Genomic DNA, 19,624 nt, shown 5'->3' with positions numbered 1-19,624 from the left:
GCCTTGCTTCGGCAAAGCTCAGCACAAGTCGCGAGGATGACAATGGGTGGGGGCGGGGATGTTATCGCCACAAATCCTGTTTTTGCCAATCCTCTGGGAAACCCTTCGCCTTCAGCCGCCCCCTCGGCAAAATAGCAAGCAATGCTAGCAAACGTTCCTTAACAGAGGAATTTACAGATATACTTTGTTCAAGGTAAAGAATTGTCGAAAGTAGTGCATATAGTTTTATAGGCAAAGTTTTTGAAGAATCAATCCAATCAAGCGGTAGTTCTCTAGGTAACTGCGGTTTCCACGGAAAGCGTCTGTTCCAGATACGCGCATGGTGTGCGCAACAGTTTCGCAAAACGGTAATGCTGCGAATCCAACTTTCGAGATATTTGTATTGCGGCAGCCCGAAGCTTTTGGAGACAGACTTTTTTACAGACGTGTCAGCCATGTTGCAATACAATTTGGAGAGTGTCCCAAAGGAAGCTACTTCTAGAGTTTTCCATACTGGGGGCATTGGTGGCGAATCATATTTCTTGAAGTGCTCCAAAAGAAAATCCTCCTTAGAACGTTCCACTTCGTTCTGTAAGCTAGATAAGCACCTCTGAAATATTTTGATGTCGCTAAAGAGCGCGTCATTCATAAACCAAAAAGCACCATGAGCCATTGAAAAATGGTGGATTATCCGCGTCCTTAGGGCTATTTCTATATCTTGTATTGCTGCGAAAATCACGCCTCGCAGTTCTCGATCAAACGCATACAAAGATAGGACATCGTGCAGAGAGGTTCCTGTAACCAGTTCATGCGAAGTGGAATCTATTTCAAATGTTTTCCAATAACTGGCTAGGCGAAAATAACTGATGCTTGAAAAATGCAGCAAGGCCGTGGTGGCATCCCCAATAACAAGGCCACGATTTTTCAAGATGGATATCTGTTCGGGGATGTCTATAGGCATTTTCGTGTATTCCATACACTCCCTCCATGCCTAAAAAACGAAGTCCCACCGTGGTACGCATTGTTAGGAGGCGCGGTGGGAATTGTTATTGTATAATATAGTAACATTTGTATCCTTTTGTCAATAGTCCATAGAAACATCCGAAAACGGGATGCCTCTACCTATAAAACGATTTCGCGGACAAAATGAGCCAAATGGGGTGTGAAATTTTTCTTTACACAGAAAATTCCCGATTAAGTCGGGGATGACGGGCTACGCGCCCGTCGGTTCATCATCTTTTGCTCTGTCGGTTTCTAAAATTTTTTGCAATTTTTCCACTTCATTTTGGGGCAGATCGGTGTAAATTGCAGTATAAAAGGGATCAACTCCCTCGTCTAGCATAAAAAGTGCGATGACTTGGCGTTTTTGGGAAGGTAAATCTTCTTTTGACGTAGATTCGGGTAAGCCAAGTGCAACAAGAGCGGTTTTGTAACATGAATCGGCTCTGCCTCTGTCTCTTGCATTTTTCATTTGGCACAAAAATTCCATTTGTATGTCGCTCTCGGCGTCTTGCTGCATGGCTAGTTTCAGCGAGACCTCGGAAGACATGATTCGTTTTAGGGCGCTGTCGAATACGGGAATTCCCAGGAAAAATGCTTTGTCTGCCTGTGGAGTGGTTCTCAATAGGAAAATCCAGCGGTCTTCGTCCGTTTCCAAATATTCAAGTTCCTTTGTAAAAAGAGGTATCTCGTAGCAAATGTAGCACGTTGAAGTCGTTTTCCGGTAGGTTTGACCCCAGCTTTTGCTTATTTGTTCGAATTCCTTGTCGGTTCGGTCGGTCCGATATTTTTCTGTTGTAAAGGCTAGCCAAATGACATAATCATAATGCTCCGAGTGTGCAGAAAACAACTCTCCTGGCTCACATGTTATTTTGTATGGTGAAAAATGGCGGAAGCTTTTGTTGCCTAAAATTTGATGGTCAATGGACGAATAGATGGATTTCTTGTGTACAGCGATGCGCAATTTACTTTGGTCGCTTAGCATGGCATTTATTGAGAAGAAAAATTCAATCGGGGTGCCTTGTAGCATTTTATCTCGGCCGCATTTTTCGTAAGTTAGCGAGACAATTTTTAGTTCATTCGGCAAGGAAATCGCCGCGTTGCAAAAATTGACTAGCGCATCTTCGCTGTCAAAGAAGGCTCCGAAAGCTGGATTAATTTCAACAGACTGGTAAGTTGGATACGCAAGGTGCATAAATGGCATATTTTTACTCCTTATGTTGCATGTCTGCTTAATATATTCTCCCTGGTTTGATGATGCAATAGACCGGAGTTTCCCAGCGCATCTTCGGTGCGAAACGGACAAATTGCCCAAAATGAGCCAAATAAATTTTTTTTTACGTGCATTTTTTACACTGCGGAAACAAAAAAGATCCTCGCCTACGCGAGGATGACAATGGGTGGGGCGAGGATGACGAAGGTAAGGCGGGGAAGGCGAATGAAAGGATCCTCGCCTCCGCGAGGATGACGATGGGGTTGAGCCTACTTGCCTTCGACGAGCTCAGTGGCGAGTTTCTTCATGCCCGGGAAATCCCACTTGCCGCTACCCAGCTTCGGGATGTTCTCGACGCTGAATACGCTCCCGGGCTGCATCAGGGGCGGCATGCCGGACTTGCGCAACTTGCGGGCGATATCTTCCGGGTCTTCCGCTTCCTTCACGAGCAGCACGATGCGTTCGCCCTTCGAGGAATCGGGAACAGCCGTGACGGCGAATTCCTTGCCGTCAAGAATCTTTGTTTCGCCAATGCGGAGTTCGACTGCGGTAAGCGAGATCATTTCTCCTCCGAGTTTCGCGAAGCGGCTGTATCGCCCAAGAATCTTCACGAATCCTTCTTCGGTAATGATGCACTTATCGCCGGTCTTGTACCAGCGCCTGCCTTCGGTAATAAAGACAACGTTGTTTGTCTTTTCCTCGTCCTTCAGGTAGCCCTTCATCACCTGCGGGCCGGTAACGGCGAGCATGCCTTCGGCGCCTTGCGGCAGGAACTCGTTTGTCTCGGGGTCAATGATGGCGGCTACGGTACCGGGAGGTGGCATGCCGATGGTATCGGGGTCGCTGCACTTTTCCATGGTGAGGAAGTCATCGAGCAGCACGTTGGGCGCGTTTATCGTCGCGAGCGGGGTAAGTTCCGTGCAGCCGTAGCCTTCGTAGATATCCTTGCCGAACTTGAGCTTGAACGCCTCGCGCATTTCGGGGCGCAGTTTTTCGGCACCCGCGATAATATAGCGGAGCGTATCGAGACACATCGGGTGTACCCAGCGGTTTATCGCAATCGCGCGCAGGAACGTGGGGGTGCCCATGAGGATGGTCGTCTTGTACTGGGCGCACACGCGGGCGAGCGTCTTGATGTCGGTCGGGTCGGGGCAGAGCACCATGGGCACGCCGTCAAGGAGGGGCAGGATAAACGTGAGCGTGAACCCGAACGAATGGAAAAGCGGGAGCAGTGCCGTCATCACGTCGGTACGGCAGAGCTTGATGACGTTGTCGCCCTGGAGTGCGTTCGAGATTACGTTCTTGTGCGTGAGTTCTACGCCCTTGGGCGTGCCTTCGGAACCGGAACTGAAGAGGATTACCGCATCGTCAGAGAGCTTTGCGGAAGTGAACCAGAGCGGCCTCAAAATACTCTTGGGGCAGGTGCGGATGATGAATGCCGAGACGAGTTTCCCGAGCGTCGTGAGTTTCTTTTCTTCGTCGTCCAGATAAATTATCTTGCACTTTTCTGCAATGTGGACAAATTCACCATTCTTGTTGCAGAGCTTGTCGAGGAAGGCGTGCGTCGTGACGACGGTAGAAACTTCTGCCTTTTCGATACAGCCGAGGATGGTGTCGACGGGGGAGGAGTAGTTCAGGTTGACGCTCGTCTTGCCGGTGCCGAAAATCGAGATAATCCCGAGTGCGGCGTCGCGGCTTGTCGGGAGCATGAACCCGATGTTCTTCTCGTTTCTCGCAATTGACCTGATTGCCTTGCCGAAGTGATGGCAAAGGCGAATCATGTCGTAGCCGTTCACGTGGTTGCCCGCGGGGTCTATGAGTATCGGGCGGCTACGGCGCTTGCGCATCGCCTTGAACCAGAGCGGAACGATGGATTCGGAGCGTTCCATCGCGAGGTTCCATATGTCGCTTCCGAGGTACTGCAGGTCTTTACGAATTTCCTTTTCGGATGCGCTTGTGGGGAGCGGCTTGGAGAACCCGACGCTTATCACGCGGTTGAACGCCTGCGGGCGCATCACGCATTCGGATGCCTGGCTGTAGCGGCTGCCCCAGAGCCCCTGGATGTAGAACGGGATTATCTGCGCGCCCGTGTTCTCGATTGCCTTGCTGTAGTCGAGCGAGAACTTGGATACGAACGGGGTCTTGGAAACTTCACCTTCGGGGAAGATTACCACCGCCTCGCCGTTCAGGAGCGCCTTGCGGATTTGTTCCATGGCGGGGGCGGGGTCGCGGCGGTTAATGTCTATCACGTATTTCCCGTGCATGAACCAGCGCTGGTACCAGTCGGCAAACGTGTTGCGGTTGCTTGCGAGGCGTAGCGGGCGCGGCGATGCCATCTGGAGTACGGCCCAGTCGATAAAGCTGAAGTGCGGGCCTACGAGGAGCACGGGGCCTGTTTCGGGAATGTTCTCGACTCCCTTCACGATAAAGCGGTAGCGGAACACGAAGGCGAACGCGAAGCGGAGCGATGCGCGCAGGAGCGTCATGGGGGTCTGCTTCAGGTTCATGATAAAGCACAGCGCGAGGATTACCGCAAGAATCATGAAGCAGTAATCGAGCGTAATTGGCGTGAATATCAGGAGCAGCGTCTGCCCGCCCATGATGAGCACGAGGAACGCCATCTGAATCATGTTCGCGACGGCGTGTATGCGGCCTGCGGTATCGGGGCGCGTGAAACTCTGGAGAACCGTCCGCAGTATCACGAAGCCTGCGCCGGTGCTGAACCCGATGATGCCGTAGAGAACTGCCTGCAGCCAGTCGTTGTGCACGAACGGGATGGCGAACATCGTGATGGCGGAAGCGGCCGCGGCAAACGGGATGAGCCCGGTTTCGACGAAGCCCTTGGAAGCCCAGCTGGCGGAAAGTGCACCGACAAAGTAACCCGCGGCAACGATGAACATCGATATGGGAATGACCGCCGTGTTGAGCATGTCGTTCATGCTCTGGATGAGTATGAGGAATATCTGCGTTACGCCCCAGAAGGCGGTGAGCCCGAGGATGGCGAGCCGCACGATTGGGTGGCTCCAGGTGGCGGAAAAATTGCGCATGGGGGAGCGCATCTTGAGCTCGTTGTGCGATACGCCCGCGCGAATGAAGAAGGCGGCAAGGGTCGAAAGTGCGCTGAGCCCGAGATAAATCCAGAGCGTAAGGTCGATGCTTACCGGGGAATCGGGGCGGCCCGAAAGCCCCATCGCGAAAAACGCCGCACCCGCGGTGCCGAGCACGGAGAGCGCCATGTACCACGAGTTTATTTTCACGAGGTCTTCGTTCTTGACGATTTCCTTCATTATCCCGAGTTTTGCCGGGGTGAGGACCGCGAGGAACACGCCGTATAGGCCCAGCAGGCCATAGGCCACCCATTCCGCACCCGCGACGTAGCACACGACAATCGCGATGACGGAGGCGAGCATGCCCACGGACGACCACGCCATCACGCGGCCCTTGTGGTAGTGGCCCGCGAAGTAGCTTGCCGCTGGCATCATGAAGATGCTCGGGGCAAAGATGGCGACCTGCAAAAGCATGCTGCGCCACCAGAAGGCGGAACCTTCGAACGAGAAGGAGAGCCAACGTTGGAAATGGACGAACAGGCCCATCTGAACGAAAATGCTGCAAAAGACAAACAGCAAAAACAACGGGGCACTCGGATACTTGCTCAGTTTCATAAATCCTCTAGAGTTACCCAAAGTTAGTATTATGGGTATGTTTATCCACGAGTCTGTAGTTTACATTAAACTTACTTTTTAGTGACGGGACGCCCGATTCGTTTATTGTTGGCAAGTGTTTCCATATAAACGCAAAATTTTTTAAATTTTCTTACCCGAAACCCGGATTGAAGGTAACCGATGAGCGAAGATATTTTGTCAAAAATCGTACGCATGCGCCGCGAGGATATCGAGCGGCTGGGCCTGAATTTCGGAATAGAGATTCCGGAGAAGCGACGCCGCGGGCACATCGAGTTCCTCGGAACGCCGGGTGCCATTCTCGAAGTCAAGCGTGCATCGCCATCGAAGGGCGACATCGCTCCGGACCTTGACCCGGTTGGGCTTGCCGGCACGTATGCAGATGCACATGCGCAGGCGGTTTCGGTGCTGACCGAAGGCAATTTTTTCAAGGGAACGCTCCGCGATCTGATTGCGGTCGCCGATTCGATGGAAGAACGTGCGAAGAAGGGACTGCACGCCTGCGCCGTCCTCCGCAAGGATTTTCTTTTGTTCGAAGACGAAATCGATATCGCGTACCGTTGCGGTGCTGATGCGGTGCTTCTGATTGCAAGAATCCTGGATGACGGACAACTTATTAAAATGGCGAAGCGTGCCCAGGGCCTCGGGATACAGGCGTTTGTCGAGGTCCGCGAGAAGGACGACTTCCGGAAGTTGGATGTTGTTCTGGAGGCGCTCGGGGCAGATGCCGCGAAGACGATTGTCGCAGGCGTGAATTCGCGCGATCTCGCTACATTCCACACCGACCCGCTGGTTCCTGCTGCGGTGCGCGGTAAGTTGCCGGCGAAGGCGGTTTTTGAATCGGGCATACTGACCCCGGGCGATGCCGCGTATGCACGCAACCTCGGGTTCACGGGAATCTTGGTGGGGGAGGCCGTTGCCAAAAATCCGCCGCTCGCGAAAGAAGTTGTGGCTGCGTTCGAAAGCGGGTGCGAAAATGCCCGCGGCAAGTTCTGGAAAAAGTTCGCGGAACGCAGGGATGCCAAAAGGTTTTCCGCAAAGTTCCCTGAGCTTGCCGAAGGGAGCGTGCGGCCTCATCCGCTTGTTAAAATCTGCGGCATTACCCGCGAAGAAGACGGCATGCTCGCTGCCGAACTCGGTGCCGACATGCTCGGGTTTGTTTTCAGCACCACCAAGCGCTTGACAACTGAAGAATTCGTGCGCGGTTTCGCTGCGAAAATTCGCTTGTGTCATCCTGAGCGTAGTGTTAACGGAGTCGAAGAATCTCCGCTCCTCGTCGGCGTCATCACTGACCCGGATTCTCCCGAAGGGCAAACCGCCATCAGGCTCGCCCGCGAGGGTGTTCTCGACGCAGTCCAGTTCCACGGAGTTAATCCGCCGAAGGTCGGTGAGCTTGCCGAACCGTTCGCGCATTACTGCGCTGCCCGCGTTGGTGCTCCCGAGGATTTCGAGTACGTTGCCACCCTCCGCAGCCACGGTGAACCCCGCGTCTTGCTTGATGCGAAGGTGGAGGGGATCCCCGGCGGTACCGGAAAGACCATCCCCGAATCGCTGCTCCTGGAGAAGGCGGGCGACCTGCCGCTCTGGCTTGCGGGCGGTATAAATCTCGAAAACGTGGGCGAAATCGTGGCCAAATTCCGCCCCGAACTGATCGATGTCTCCAGCGGCGTCGAAGACGCACCGGGAATCAAAAATGCGGAAAAAATGCGCAAACTGTTCGAAATTTTGCAAAAATAGGCGTTTTTGACTAAATTTTAATTTACAAAAATTTGCTTGTAACCTATTGACAGACAAGGAATTAGTATATATATTGAATTCCATAAGGATGAAACGGGCAATCCGCTCTGGCCGCTAGCGGCAGGGTTCTCGGGAAAAGGGATTCAGGACTTGCCTTTTCATCTAGTGTTTCAGAAGGCTCCTCCGGGGGCCTTCAATTTTTTTTCAAAAATTTTGGGGCGACCCCTTGCCACCAAAAAGATACATTCCTAATTTTGGCAACATGAAGATGAATTCTGCAATCCGTTTCAACCGTTGGTGGTGGGGCTCTAGAACATAGAGTCCGGTTTTGCTGATTTCATCAAGTGCTTAAAATCAAGAATTGAAAAAGGCTTTCGGACTCCCGAAGGCCTTTAATTTTTTACCCCGAGAACCTTTAACCCTTAATCAATAAGACAAAACTTTAAACAAGATCGCTCCACTCAGGATGACACAACAATGACTATGATTAATTCGAATAACGGTTTCTTTGACAAGTTCGGTGGCAAGTACGTTGCCGAAATCATCCGTCGCCCGCTCGACGATCTCGAAGCGGCGTTCAACAAGTACATCCACGATCCGGAATTCCTCGAGGAGTTGCGCGTTATCCAGCGCGACTACATTGGCCGCGAGACTCCGCTGTACTTTGCCCCGACGGCGACCGAACTCTTGGGCGGTGCGCAGATTTACATCAAGCTCGAAGGCCTTGCCAACACGGGCGCACACAAGATCAACAACGCCATCGGTCAGTGCTTGCTCGCAAAGAAGATGGGCAAGACCCGCATCATCGCGGAGACGGGTGCCGGCCAGCACGGGCTCGCCACTGCCGCCGCTTGCGCCAAACTCGGGCTCGAATGTGTGGTGTACATGGGCGAGGTTGACGTGCGCCGTCAGCAGCCGAACGTGGCGACCATGGAAATGTACGGCGCGAAGGTCGTGCCGGTCACGAGCGGTAGCCGCACTTTGAAGGATGCCGTGAACGAGGCCATGCGCGACTGGGCCACGAATTTCAAGAACACTCACTACGTGCTGGGTTCCGCCCTCGGCCCTGCGCCGTTCCCGGATATTGTCCGTACGTTCCAGTCCATCATCGGCGAAGAAGTCAAGCGCCAGGCCGCAGAACGCAACATCGATATCGCTGCGGTTGTCGCATGCGTGGGTGGCGGAAGCAATTCCATCGGCGTGTTCACCCCGTTTATCGAAGACGAGAACGTGCGCCTGATTGGTGCGGAAGCGGGTGGCATCGGCCCGAACGTGGGCGAGAACGCATCCCGCATGACAGGTAACGCGAGCCGCGAAGGTATTGTGCAGGGCTACAAGAGCCGCTTCCTCATCGATGAAGACGGCCAGTCTATGCCGACCCGCTCCATTTCGGCAGGCCTCGACTATATGGGAATCGGCCCGCAGCTCGCTGCTCTCGGCGAATCTGGCCGCGTGGAATTCACGGCAATCCTCGACAAGGAAGCTCTTGAAGCGGTGAAGTTCTTTGCAAGGAATGAAGGCATTCTCTTTGCTCTCGAAAGCGCTCACGCAGGTGCCGCCGCCATGAAGATTGCGAAGGAACTTCCGAAGGACAAGGCGCTCGTCATCAATATGAGTGGCCGCGGCGACAAGGACATCTTTATCACGAGCCCGGTGTTCCGCCCCGAAAAGTGGAAGGAATTCCTGAAGGCCGAACTCAAGCGCCTCGACAACAACGAAGACATCCACGACGCGGAGATAATGAACAAATAAAAGGAGATGCCCGCCTTCGCGGGCATGACAAAACGGGATTATAACTATGAACTTAATGTCTCATCTTATTGCGGGTTTTCCTGACGCTGAAACTTCTATCGCTATCGCCGACGCACTTGTGAAGGGTGGCGCAAAAATCCTTGAAATCCAGCTTGCCTTTAGCGATCCGAGCGCTGACGGTCCCGCCATTCAGACCGCATCGACCATCGCTCTCGACAAGGGCTATTCTACCAAGCAGGGTCTTGAAATCGTGAAAAAAATTCACGAACGTCACCCAGAAACGCCGATCTACATCATGATTTATGGTTCGCTCGCCTTTACGCCGGGCATCGAAAACTTTGTCAAGATGTGCAAGGACGCTGGTGTTTCTGCTTGCATCATTCCGGACTTGCCGTTCGACGGAGACGAAGGTCTGACTGAAGCTTGCAAGAAGCATGGTCTTGAAAATATCCCGGTGGCTGCTCCGAGCATGACCAAGGAACGCCTCGAAGCGATGGCCTCCAAGGGCTTCAAGTACATCTATGCCGCTCTCCGCGCAGGTACCACCGGCAGCGAAACCACCATTGACCAGGCGACGCTCGACTTTATCGACACCGTCGGTAAGGGTGGCGCCAAGGTTCTGGGCGGCTTCGGCATCCGTAACGGCGAACAGTCCAGGGTGCTCAGCAAGCACGTGTATGCCGTAGTCGCGGGCTCCGTGTTCGTGAATATTGTGCTCGGTAACGAAGATTCTGCCGAAGGCCGCAAGAAGGCGATTGCCGAAATCGAGGCGAAGGCCAAGGAACTCACCCAATTCTAGGGAATCAGGAATTTTAAAACAAGAGGATCATCATGACCAACAAGATCAAGCATATCACAGAACAACCGGGTTACGAACCGCGTACCGATAGCATCTACGTGGCGCTCCCGGGCGAACGTTACACCCCGTTTTCGCTCGGCAAGAAGCTCGGTGCGAAGGCCATCTTTGAATCCGCGAGTTTCTCGCACGGCCGTAGCCGTTACTCCACCTTGATGGTGGATGAGGGCTTCCGTCTGCGCCAGAACGAGAAGGACGTGAGCATCGTTATCGACGGCAAGGAAAGTACCTTCCTCAAGGAAGGCGAAGGTGACATTCTCGACGCCCTCACGCTGATCTCTGCCGAAAACACGGTGCCGCCCAACCAGATTCCCATTCCCTCCTCGGGCGTGGGCTACCTGGGCTACGAATTCTGCGCCCGCTGCGATACCATCCGCCTTGCCCCGCAGGTGGACGAGCTCAACATTCCCGAAGCGGAATTCCTGGTGGGCCACATCTACATCGTGTTTGACCACTTTACCGAAAAGCTTCACTTGTTCGCCCTGAACTATGAAGAGCACCAGATTGACCTGAAGGCGGCCATCGAGAACGTGAAGGCCCGCCTCGCTGACCTGGACTTCAGCTACCTCGCTCCCGAACCGCAGTACGGCAAGGGCATTACGATGACCGACCTGGAACAGTCCCGCAAGGAATACGTGGAAAAGGTCGAAGCCCTGCAGAAACATATTGTCGCTGGCAACATCGTGCAGGCCGTGCCTTCCCGCCGCATCCAGTTTGCAAGCGACATCGCGGCGCTGGATATTTACCGCAGGCTCCGCACGGTGAACCCGTCTCCGTACATGTTCTTCCTGGATTACGGCACGCACCAGTTTATCGGTGCCTCGCCTGAGAGCCTCGTGCGTGTGCGTGAAGGCATTGCGACGATTCACCCGATTGCAGGTACCCGCCGCCGCGGCAAGGATGATGCCGAAGATGAAGCATTGATGAAGAACCTGAAGGGTGACCCGAAGGAACGAGCCGAACACCTGATGCTCGTGGATTTGGCCCGTAACGACCTCGGCCGCGTCTGCGAAGCCGGTACGGTGGAAACCACCAAGTACATGGAATGCGAAAAGTTCAGCCACGTAATTCACCTGGTCTCTGACGTGCAGGGCAAGGTTTCCAAGACCAAGAAGGCGATTGAAGTGCTGCGCTCCAGTTTCCCGGCAGGTACGGTGAGCGGCGCTCCGAAAATCAGCGCTATCGAAATCCTTTCTGGCCTCGAAAAGGTCAAGCGTCGCTTCTATGCGGGTGCGGTTGGCTACATGGAATCCGACGGCGACTTGGATTTCTGTATCGCCATCCGTTGCTGCCTCAAGCAGGGCAAGACTATCAGCTTGCAGGCCGGTGGTGGCATTGTCGCGGCCAGCAACGCCGACCGCGAATTTGAAGAAACGAACGAAAAGCTCGGAGCGATCAGAGCTGTACTGGAGGGGGAGAACTAAAAGGAAGACTAGCATCTGTCACTCTGGAGCCGAAGGCGATAGAGTCCATGGATCCTATCGAGTCCTACGGACTCTCCAGGATGACACATCCCCGAACCATAAACCTTTTAAAATTCGGATTAGAAAAATGATTATTATCATCGATAACTACGACTCTTTTACTTACAACGTCTACCAGGCGCTGGCAAAAATCACTAACGAAGAAATCCGCGTGCTCCGTAGCCGCGAATGCACCGTCGCCGACATCGAAAAGCTGAACCCGAGCCGCCTCATCGTGAGCCCGGGTCCGGGCCGCCCCGAAGACGCGGGCGTCTCCGTGGAAGCCATCAAGCACTTTGCGGGCAAGCTCCCGATTCTCGGTGTGTGCCTCGGCCACCAGGCTATCGGTTATGCCTTCGGCGCAAAGATTGTGCAGGCCAAGTTTATCAAGCACGGCATCGCCGAAGAAATCGACCTGGACGGCAAGGGACTCTTCCGCACCATCGGCAAGAAGAACATCTTCACGCGTTACCACAGCCTGGTCGTTGACGAAGCGACGCTCTCTCCGGATTTCGAAGTGACCGCGCGTGCTACCGACGGCGACATCATGGGCATTCGCCACAAGACGCTCCCCATTGAAGGCGTGCAGTTCCACCCGGAATCTATCGCCAGCGGCCGCGCCGATGAATTCTTCAAGGCGTTCCTCAATTACCGTCGCGAACCTCTCGATGTGCGCGGCATCTTGAACACGCTTACCGAAGGCAAGGACTTGAGCCGCGAAACCGCCGAAATGTTCATGGAAGACTTGACCGACGGCATCATGGACGAACGCCAGATGGCTGCAATCCTTACCGCACTTTCCAGCAAGGGCCCTGTTGCCGACGAAATCGCCGGCTGCGCGAAGGTTTTGAGCAGCAAGAAGCGCAAGTTCCCCTACAGCGGTGACGAACTCACCGACATCGTGGGTACCGGTGGCGACGGCAAGGGAAGCTTCAACGTGAGCTCGCTCTCCGGCCTGATTGCTGCCAGCTGTGGCGCAAAGATTGCTAAGCACGGCAACCGCGCGGTTTCCAGTAAGTCCGGCGCCGCCGACTTCTATACGGCCGCAGGCTTCAAGCTGGACATGGTTCCCGAAAAGGCAGCCTCCGTCATCGACAAGACGAACTTCGTGTTCCTCATGGCGCCTGTTTACCACAGTGCCATGCGCTTTGCGGGCCCGGTTCGCGGCGTTCTCGGCGTGAAGACCATCATGAACCTGCTCGGCCCCCTCACGAACCCGGCCGAAGCCAAGTACCTGATGCTCGGTGTCTATAGCACGACCGTGCTGGAACCGTTCACCAAGGCGGCGAAGGCCCTCGGCGCGAAGCGCGTGATGGTCGCCATCAGTGACGACGGCTACGACGAAATTTCGCCCTGCGTGCCGACGACCATCGCCGAAATCCTGGAAGATGGCGAGTACAAGACTTACCGCATCGACCCCAAGGACTTCGGCATCCCCTCCGTGGATCCCGAAGACCTCGCCGGCGGTACGGGAGTCGACAACTTCAACCTCGCTCTCGACGTGCTGAACGGCAAGGGCCGCCCGGGCATCAAGTACGCCTGCGCCCTGAACGCCGGTGCCGCCCTCTACATCAGCAAGAAGGCAGCCAGCATCAAGGAAGGCTTCGACAAGGCCATGAAGGCGATGGAAGACGGCTCCGTGCTGAAGAAGATCGAGGAAGTCAAGGCTGCAACGAATTCGTAAAGGAGATGGGTTATAGGAAAAACCTATAACCTACGCCATATAAAAAGTATTGGACGCTCGGAAACGGGCGTTCTATATTTGCGTTCGAAAAAAAACAAGGCAGGTGTAGAATGGAAAAACGTACAGGCTTGTTTACGAATGCCGTCATTTGGTTCGGCGTCGCAGTTTCCGTTTCCGAAATTGAGGCGGGTATAGAAATCGGTGCCGAGGCTGCTCCGGGTTCCCTGTGGTTGCCTCTGGTTCTCGGGCACATCGTCGGCGGAATTTTCCTGTTCTTCGTGGGGCTTATCGGCGCCCGCATCCGGGTGAACGCGATGGAAACAACAGCCTCTGTCTACGGAACATACGGCTCCAAGTTCTTTGCGTCGCTGAACCTTTTCCAGCTGGTGGCGTGGATTGCGGTTTTGAACGCGCAGGGCGCCTCCGTGCTCGCGGGCCTGGACCTTCCGATTTCGTTCCCGTTGACCTGCGTGCTGCTTGCGGTGCTTATCGCACTCTGGGTTTTCGTGGGTCTGCGTCGCTTCGCGAAGGTCACTACCGTCGTGATGGCGGTGCTCGCCGTCTTGCTTGCTGCCTTGACGGTTAAGTTGTTCGGAACGGGCTCGATTTCTGCCGGGGCATCCTCTTCGGGTGCGGATTCCGCGGGCCACGCCCTCGGTTTCTGGAACATCTTTGAAATATCTATGGCCCTGCCTCTCTCGTGGTTGCCCGTGATTTCGGACTACACGAAGGATGTGGAAAAGCCGGTGCGCGCTACGGCGGTTTCTGCCATCGCTTACTCCATCGCCAGTTTCTGGATGTATTTCATCGGGCTTGAAATCGCAAACGCCGGTGTGGGCAACGACATTGCGAAGGCGATTCTCCTTGCGGGTCTCGGAATCCCGGGCATCGTTATCGTAGTGCTCTCTACCGTCACGACGAACTTCCTTGCGGCAAATTCCGCGGGCGAATCGGCGAAGGCGATTGTGCACAGGCTGAACCCGAAAATCACGGGCGTCGTGGTGAGCGCCATCAGTGCACTCCTCGCGATTTCGGGAATCATGGATCACTACATCAGCTTCCTCTACCTCATCGCTTCGGTCTTTGCACCGATGGCCGCCGTTCTTCTGGTGTCGTTCTACTTCGGGAAGGCCGGCGCAGTTCATACCGGCGCAGTTCATATCGGCGAAGAAACTTCTCGCGAAGATGCTGCTCGCGAAGAAACTGCCCGCGTATCCGGCAAGGCGTTCTGGATTTGGAACCTTTTCGCGTGGCTTGCCGGCTTTGCCGTGTACCAGGTCGCCGTGCGCTTGGATTCCGTGCCGCTCGGTCCCACGCTTCTCGCTGTCATCGTATCGGCGGCTCTTGCCTACGCTCGCGTGCTTGTGAAGCGGTAGATTCTATCATTCCACTGCGTTCCGCTCCAGAATGACTTCGCTTTAATTTCTAAATTATAGCCCGCTATGCCACAGAAAAAGATTGCGTTGATCAATGACATCACTGGTTTCGGTCGCTGTTCTGTTGCCGTCATGGCGCCAGTCGTTTCGGCCATGAAAGTTCAGGCCGTTGCCGTGCCGACTGCAATCCTTTCGACGCATACGCAGTTCCCCAAGTATTTTTTCGACGATTACACTTCCAAGATGCGCGACTATATCCAGACCTATAAGGATTTGGACATGTCGTTCGATGCAATCGCTACGGGATTCCTGGGTTCTGAAGAACAGGTCGATATTGTTGTCGATTTTATAAAGACCTTCAAGAAGCAGGGCGTGTTTACGCTGGTCGACCCGGTGATGGGCGACTACGGCAGGCTTTACACCACCTACACTCCGGAACTTTGCGAAAAGATGCGCGCGCTGGTGCATTTCGCCGACATCCTCACGCCGAACCTCACGGAACTTTGCTCCCTGATGGGCGTTGATTATCGCGATGGAAAATTCAGCGCCGATGAACTGGAAGGCTTGTGCCGGAAGTTGAGCGAACGTGGCCCCGAACATATCGTGGTGACGGGAATCCATTACAGCGATAAGCAGATCATGAACTACGTGTACAGCCGCGGCAGTGCGCCCCGCACTATCATGGTGGACCGCATCGGCCGTGACCGGAGCGGGACCGGCGACGTGATAAGCGCCGTGATTGCGGGTATGTACCTGAATGGGCATGGATTCTATGAATCGGTACTGCGCGCTACGGAATTTGCGTCCAAGTGCATCGAGTATTGCGAACAAAATAACGTTCCCGATCACTGGGGCCTGAGCGTCGAGATGTATCTCCGTGACTTGATGGAGGACTGATGGTTATTTATACGGTTACAGGAAAAGTCGGCCAGGCCGGCTATTTGGATATCGCGAACAGCGGCGATATTGCGGGCAAGAACATCTACGTGAACATGACGAACCGCTGCCCGTGCAGTTGCGTGTTTTGCCTGCGCCAGACCAAGAAGATGATGGAAGGCAATTCGCTCTGGCTCAAGGAAGGTGAACCGAGTGTAGATAAAGTAATGGACCTGTTCGCGCCCTACGACCTTTCCGTTATCAACGACCTGGTTTTTTGCGGGTTCGGCGAACCGCTTGAACGCCTGCACGACGTGTGCGAGGTGATTGACCGGCTCAAGGCGAAGTGCCCGAAGCTCAAGGTGCGCGTGAATACGAACGGCCTTGCAAATTTGATTCACGGCAAGGATATCACGCCCGAACTCGAAGGTCGCTTCGACACGGTATCCATTTCGCTGAACGCCCCCAATGCCGAGGAATTCTTGGCACTCACGCGTTCCAAGTTCGGAATCCAGTCGTTTGATGCCATCAAGGAATTTGCGGTGCTCGCGAAGGCTCACGTGAAGAACGTGGTCATGACGGTGGTCGAGAAGGTAATGCCCGAAGAAAAGATTGAAGCCTGCCGCAAGATTTGCGAAGAGCTGGGCGTCACGCTTCGCGTGCGTCCGTTCGAGGAATAGTCTATGCTTAAAATCAACGGTGAAAATGTAGATGCAACCGGAAAGACGCTTGCCCAGTACCTTGCCGAGGCGGGTTACAACCAGGTGCGCATCGCTGTCGAGCGGAACGGGGAAATCGTTCCCAAGGCCAAGTACGGCGAGACGGTGCTTGCGGAAGGCGACTGCGTCGAGGTCGTGAACTTTGTAGGTGGCGGGTAACATGGACTGCCGTCCGGTTCCATCGCGCGAAGAAATCCTTGCCGCCCTCGAGAAGAAGCAGGGGAGCGTTGCTACTGCAAAACTGCAGGCGGCGACGGTCGCTATTTGCGGGCTCGGCGGGCTCGGCTCGAATATCGCTATCTCGCTCGCGCGTTCCGGAATCGGGAAACTCATCCTGATCGATTTCGATACGGTCGATATCACGAACCTGCACCGCCAGCAGTACAAGGCCTCCCAGGTGGGGCTCCCGAAGGCGGAGGCGCTTCTTGCGAACCTGAAGGAAGTTGCGCCCTATGTCCGGTACGAGGTTCACAACGAGAAGGTGACTGCCGAAAATGCGGTGCGCCTGCTTGAAGATGCCGACATCGTGTGTGAGGCGTTCGACAGGGCTGACGCGAAGGCGATGCTTGTGGATGTTGTCCTGGAACGGTTCCCGCAGAAGACGCTTGTCGCTGCGAGTGGCATGGCGGGTTTTGGCAGCGGGAACACGATTCGCACCCGCAAGGTGACGGGGCGCCTCTACCTCTGCGGCGACGGCAAGAGCGACGTGGACCAGGATATCGGACTCACCGCCCCCCGCGTGATGCTCTGCGCCGCACACCAGGCCCTGACTGTCATCCGGCTCATTCTTGGCAAAAAAGACGTTTAAATAACAAAATTAAAAGTTATAGCCCCTTGTCAAAGTGATAGGTTTATTCTATGTTTATTCCTATCGTTTTAATAGGAAATGAAAACATAAGCAAGCGAGGTCCATTTTTATGACGCTGCAACAACTCCGTTACGCCATCGGCATCGCAGAAACCGGCTCCTTCAACAAGGCTGCCGAGAAACTCTACATTTCGCAACCTTCGCTCACGGCCGCCATCCGCGACCTGGAAGACGAACTGAATATCCTCATATTCAACCGCACGAGCCGCGGCGTCAAGCTCACGAGTGAGGGCGAGGATTTCATCTCGTATGCGCGGGAACTCTACCACCATTATGAAACCGTGCTCGAGAAGTACGGCAAGATTGGCAAGCGCAAGAAGAAGTTCGGCGTGTCTACGCAGCATTACTCCTTCGCTGTCAAGAGCTTCGTTGAGACTGTTAAGTTGTTTGATACCGAGAAATACGAGTTCGCCATCCGCGAGACCCGCACCAAGGAAGTCATCGAGGACGTGGCCTCGTTCAAGAGCGATATCGGAATCCTGTACCTGAGCGACTTCAACCGCAAGATTATCACGAACCTGCTGAACGCCCGCGACCTCGCGTTCCACAAGCTTATCGACTGCAAGGCGTATGTTTATCTGTGGAAGGGGCACCCGCTTGCGAAAAACAAGTTCATTACGCTCGACGAACTTGCGGAATACCCGTGCCTCTCCTTTGAACAGGGCGACAACAGTTCGTTCTACTTTGCCGAAGAGATTTTAAGTACAAACGAATACAAGCGCACCATCAAGGCGAACGACCGCGCCACCATGCTGAACCTGATGATCGGTCTCAACGGGTACACGCTCTGCTCCGGCATCATCTGCGAGGAACTGAACGGTTCCGACTACCTGGCGGTACCCTTCAAGGACAAGAGCGAGGAATCGCGCCGAGTCATGGAAATCGGCTACATTGCGAAGCGCAACATGTTGCTTGGCCTGGTGGGCGAGCGCTACGTCGAGGAACTGCAGCGCTACCTCGCGACTTGCTCGTCGTAAGTGTTCTGTTCTTCGTAGCAACTAAAATCTTGAAAAGGAAAGCTCGTTTTAAAAAAAAAGAAAGCCCCGCTCGTGTGAGCGGGGTTTTCAAGAGGCAACGATCAGACTCGAACTGATGAATAAGGCTTTTGCAGAGCCGCCCCTTACCAACTTGGGTACGTCGCCGATGTGAGCGCTAATATAGATAATGATTGCACTTTTGCCAAGAGCAAATGGGCAAAAAAACTAATTTTTGGGCATGTTCGGTGCGTTTGGCGTTGATTTTGCAGCATTTGTGTGCAGGCTCTGGATAAAAAGCCTGCGGGTCCGCGTCCATGCGCCGGAAGGCTACGGGCCGGGTATTCTCGGGGTCTGGCACCGCGACCTGCTCGCCTGCGGGGCGGCTTTTCGCGGAATGGGGGTGCACGCGCTTGTCTCGGAATCGCATGACGGGGAATTCCTTGCCCGCACGCTCACGCGCCTCGGGTACACCGTCACCCGCGGGTCCGATACGCGCGGTTCGCTGAACGTGCGCCACCTGCTAAAAACGCTCCGTTCGGGCGGATTTGTGGGCATGGCGCTCGATGGCCCCCGCGGTCCGGCACTCGAAGTCAAACCCGGTTCCCCATGGCTCTCGAAGGCTTCGGGCAGGCCTCTCTGGCAGGTCGACGCCCGCTACGGGGCGCATTTTACGCTCCATACCTGGGATAATTTTGTAGTTCCGCTCCCGATGTCATCTATTGACATCGAAATTAAGTATTTTTGCATTGAAAATTCAGAAAATAGAAAGGAGGTTCAGCCGTGATTACATTGCCGCCAAAATTTGTCGCATTTGACCTGGAAACGACTGGATTGGTAAATACAAAGGACGAAATCATCGAAATCGGTGCGGTCAAGTTCACCGTCGCCGTCGAGGGAAACAAGGTGGTGCCGAAGTTGCTCTCGGAATTCAACATGCTCGTGAATCCCAACATGCTGATTCCCGAGGAGGCCTCCAAGGTGAACCACATTACCGACGACATGGTGAGGGATGCCCCTCCCGTGGGCGAGTGCCTCAAGAAGTTTACAGCCTTCTGCGGCCAGGGCACTATCCTGCTGGCCCACAACGCGAACTTCGACGCGAGCTTTTTGCGCGTGGCGTATGCCAAGAACCCGCAGCTCGTGCCCGTGAACCCCGTGGTCGACAGCCTCGTGATGGCGCGTACCATCTTGCCCGAACTCAGCAACCACAAGCTGGGCTTTATGGCGGGCCTGTTCATGAAGCGCGGGGAGTTCACCATGAAGATCGACCCCGCCAAGATGCACCGTGCCGTCTACGACTGCGAGATGCTCATGGAAGTGTTCGTCGCCCTGCTCCGCCGCCGCTTCAAGGAGAAGGACTGGGAAATGGCGAACATCATGGCTAGCCTCGCCAAGTACAAGGGCGTGCCGCAGTTTATCAATAAGTAGTCATTGGTCAATAGTCAT

General features: G+C 54.5%; 16 protein-coding genes and 1 tRNA gene. 13 read left to right on the top strand and 4 right to left on the bottom strand.

The annotated features are described in order from the left end of the window. Window positions 1-61 precede the first annotated feature (61 nt). The 3 genes from BUB22_RS14395 to BUB22_RS14385 form a co-directional block, all read right to left on the bottom strand. Window positions 62-955: an Abi family protein gene (locus BUB22_RS14395; RefSeq protein WP_073116228.1), complete on the bottom strand. Its 894-nt coding sequence runs from the start codon at window positions 953-955 to the stop codon at window positions 62-64. A 237-nt stretch (window positions 956-1,192) separates the two neighbouring features. Then, window positions 1,193-2,182, bottom strand: coding sequence for a hypothetical protein (locus BUB22_RS14390; protein WP_073116226.1), 990 nt, complete (start codon window positions 2,180-2,182; stop codon window positions 1,193-1,195). A gap of 278 nt (window positions 2,183-2,460) precedes the next feature. Then, complete coding sequence (locus BUB22_RS14385) at window positions 2,461-5,853, bottom strand: MFS transporter (RefSeq protein ID WP_073116224.1); 3,393 nt, start codon at window positions 5,851-5,853, stop codon at window positions 2,461-2,463. 180 nt (window positions 5,854-6,033) lie between these two features. Here BUB22_RS14385 and BUB22_RS14380 point away from each other — a divergent pair, with 180 nt between their 5' ends. The 11 genes from BUB22_RS14380 to BUB22_RS14330 all read left to right on the top strand — a co-directional run bounded on the left by BUB22_RS14380 (window position 6,034) and on the right by BUB22_RS14330 (window position 18,178). Further along, window positions 6,034-7,608, top strand: a complete 1,575-nt coding sequence (locus BUB22_RS14380; RefSeq protein ID WP_073116222.1) for a bifunctional indole-3-glycerol phosphate synthase/phosphoribosylanthranilate isomerase — start codon at window positions 6,034-6,036, stop codon at window positions 7,606-7,608. Window positions 7,609-8,091: 483 nt separating this feature from the next. After that, window positions 8,092-9,360, top strand: a complete 1,269-nt coding sequence (trpB, locus tag BUB22_RS14375) for a tryptophan synthase subunit beta (protein WP_073116220.1) — start codon at window positions 8,092-8,094, stop codon at window positions 9,358-9,360. A gap of 46 nt (window positions 9,361-9,406) precedes the next feature. Beyond that, window positions 9,407-10,159 carry a tryptophan synthase subunit alpha gene (gene trpA, locus BUB22_RS14370; RefSeq protein WP_073116218.1) on the top strand — a complete coding sequence of 251 codons (753 nt, stop codon included), beginning with the start codon at window positions 9,407-9,409 and terminating at the stop codon, window positions 10,157-10,159. 32 nt (window positions 10,160-10,191) lie between these two features. Further along, window positions 10,192-11,640 (top strand): anthranilate synthase component I family protein, encoded by a 1,449-nt coding sequence (locus tag BUB22_RS14365; RefSeq protein WP_073116216.1) that lies wholly within the window; start codon window positions 10,192-10,194, stop codon window positions 11,638-11,640. Window positions 11,641-11,767: 127 nt separating this feature from the next. After that, a complete protein-coding gene (locus BUB22_RS14360) occupies window positions 11,768-13,363 on the top strand; it encodes a bifunctional anthranilate synthase component II/anthranilate phosphoribosyltransferase (RefSeq protein ID WP_073116215.1) in 1,596 nt (531 codons plus the stop codon). A gap of 110 nt (window positions 13,364-13,473) precedes the next feature. After that, on the top strand, window positions 13,474-14,739 hold the full coding sequence (locus BUB22_RS14355) for a cytosine permease (protein WP_073116213.1): 1,266 nt from the start codon (window positions 13,474-13,476) through the stop codon (window positions 14,737-14,739). Between the two features lie 66 nt (window positions 14,740-14,805). Then, entirely contained in the window at window positions 14,806-15,636 is an 831-nt protein-coding gene (locus tag BUB22_RS14350; protein WP_073116211.1) for a pyridoxamine kinase, read from the top strand. Next, window positions 15,636-16,295 (top strand): TatD family nuclease-associated radical SAM protein, encoded by a 660-nt coding sequence (locus BUB22_RS14345; protein WP_073116210.1) that lies wholly within the window; start codon window positions 15,636-15,638, stop codon window positions 16,293-16,295. Before BUB22_RS14350 ends, BUB22_RS14345 begins: the two co-directional genes overlap by 1 nt. Before the next feature lie 3 nt (window positions 16,296-16,298). Then, window positions 16,299-16,493, top strand: coding sequence for a sulfur carrier protein ThiS (gene thiS / locus BUB22_RS14340; protein ID WP_073116208.1), 195 nt, complete (start codon window positions 16,299-16,301; stop codon window positions 16,491-16,493). 1 nt (window position 16,494) lies between these two features. Continuing rightward, entirely contained in the window at window positions 16,495-17,142 is a 648-nt protein-coding gene (gene thiF, locus BUB22_RS14335) for a thiamine biosynthesis protein ThiF (protein ID WP_073116235.1), read from the top strand. A gap of 109 nt (window positions 17,143-17,251) precedes the next feature. After that, the gene (locus BUB22_RS14330) at window positions 17,252-18,178 is read left to right on the top strand and encodes a LysR family transcriptional regulator (protein ID WP_072812788.1); all 927 of its coding nucleotides are present in this window, start codon (window positions 17,252-17,254) and stop codon (window positions 18,176-18,178) included. Window positions 18,179-18,270: 92 nt separating this feature from the next. Here the strand turns inward: BUB22_RS14330 and BUB22_RS14325 are convergent. Next, window positions 18,271-18,343: transfer RNA gene (locus BUB22_RS14325), tRNA-Cys, on the bottom strand. A gap of 73 nt (window positions 18,344-18,416) precedes the next feature. Here BUB22_RS14325 and BUB22_RS14320 point away from each other — a divergent pair. Then, window positions 18,417-18,962 (top strand): lysophospholipid acyltransferase family protein, encoded by a 546-nt coding sequence (locus tag BUB22_RS14320; RefSeq protein WP_254794758.1) that lies wholly within the window; start codon window positions 18,417-18,419, stop codon window positions 18,960-18,962. After that, on the top strand, window positions 18,959-19,606 hold the full coding sequence (locus tag BUB22_RS14315) for a 3'-5' exonuclease (RefSeq protein WP_072812790.1): 648 nt from the start codon (window positions 18,959-18,961) through the stop codon (window positions 19,604-19,606). The genes BUB22_RS14320 and BUB22_RS14315 overlap by 4 nt, the downstream gene beginning before the upstream one ends. Window positions 19,607-19,624: the final 18 nt, after the last annotated feature.

The sequence above is a fragment of the Fibrobacter sp. UWCM genome (genome assembly GCF_900129735.1).
In the GTDB taxonomy this organism is placed as follows: Bacteria; Fibrobacterota; Fibrobacteria; order Fibrobacterales; family Fibrobacteraceae; genus Fibrobacter.
Note: the sequence above shows the minus strand (reverse complement) of the source record. Positions and strands in the feature narration are given on the sequence as shown.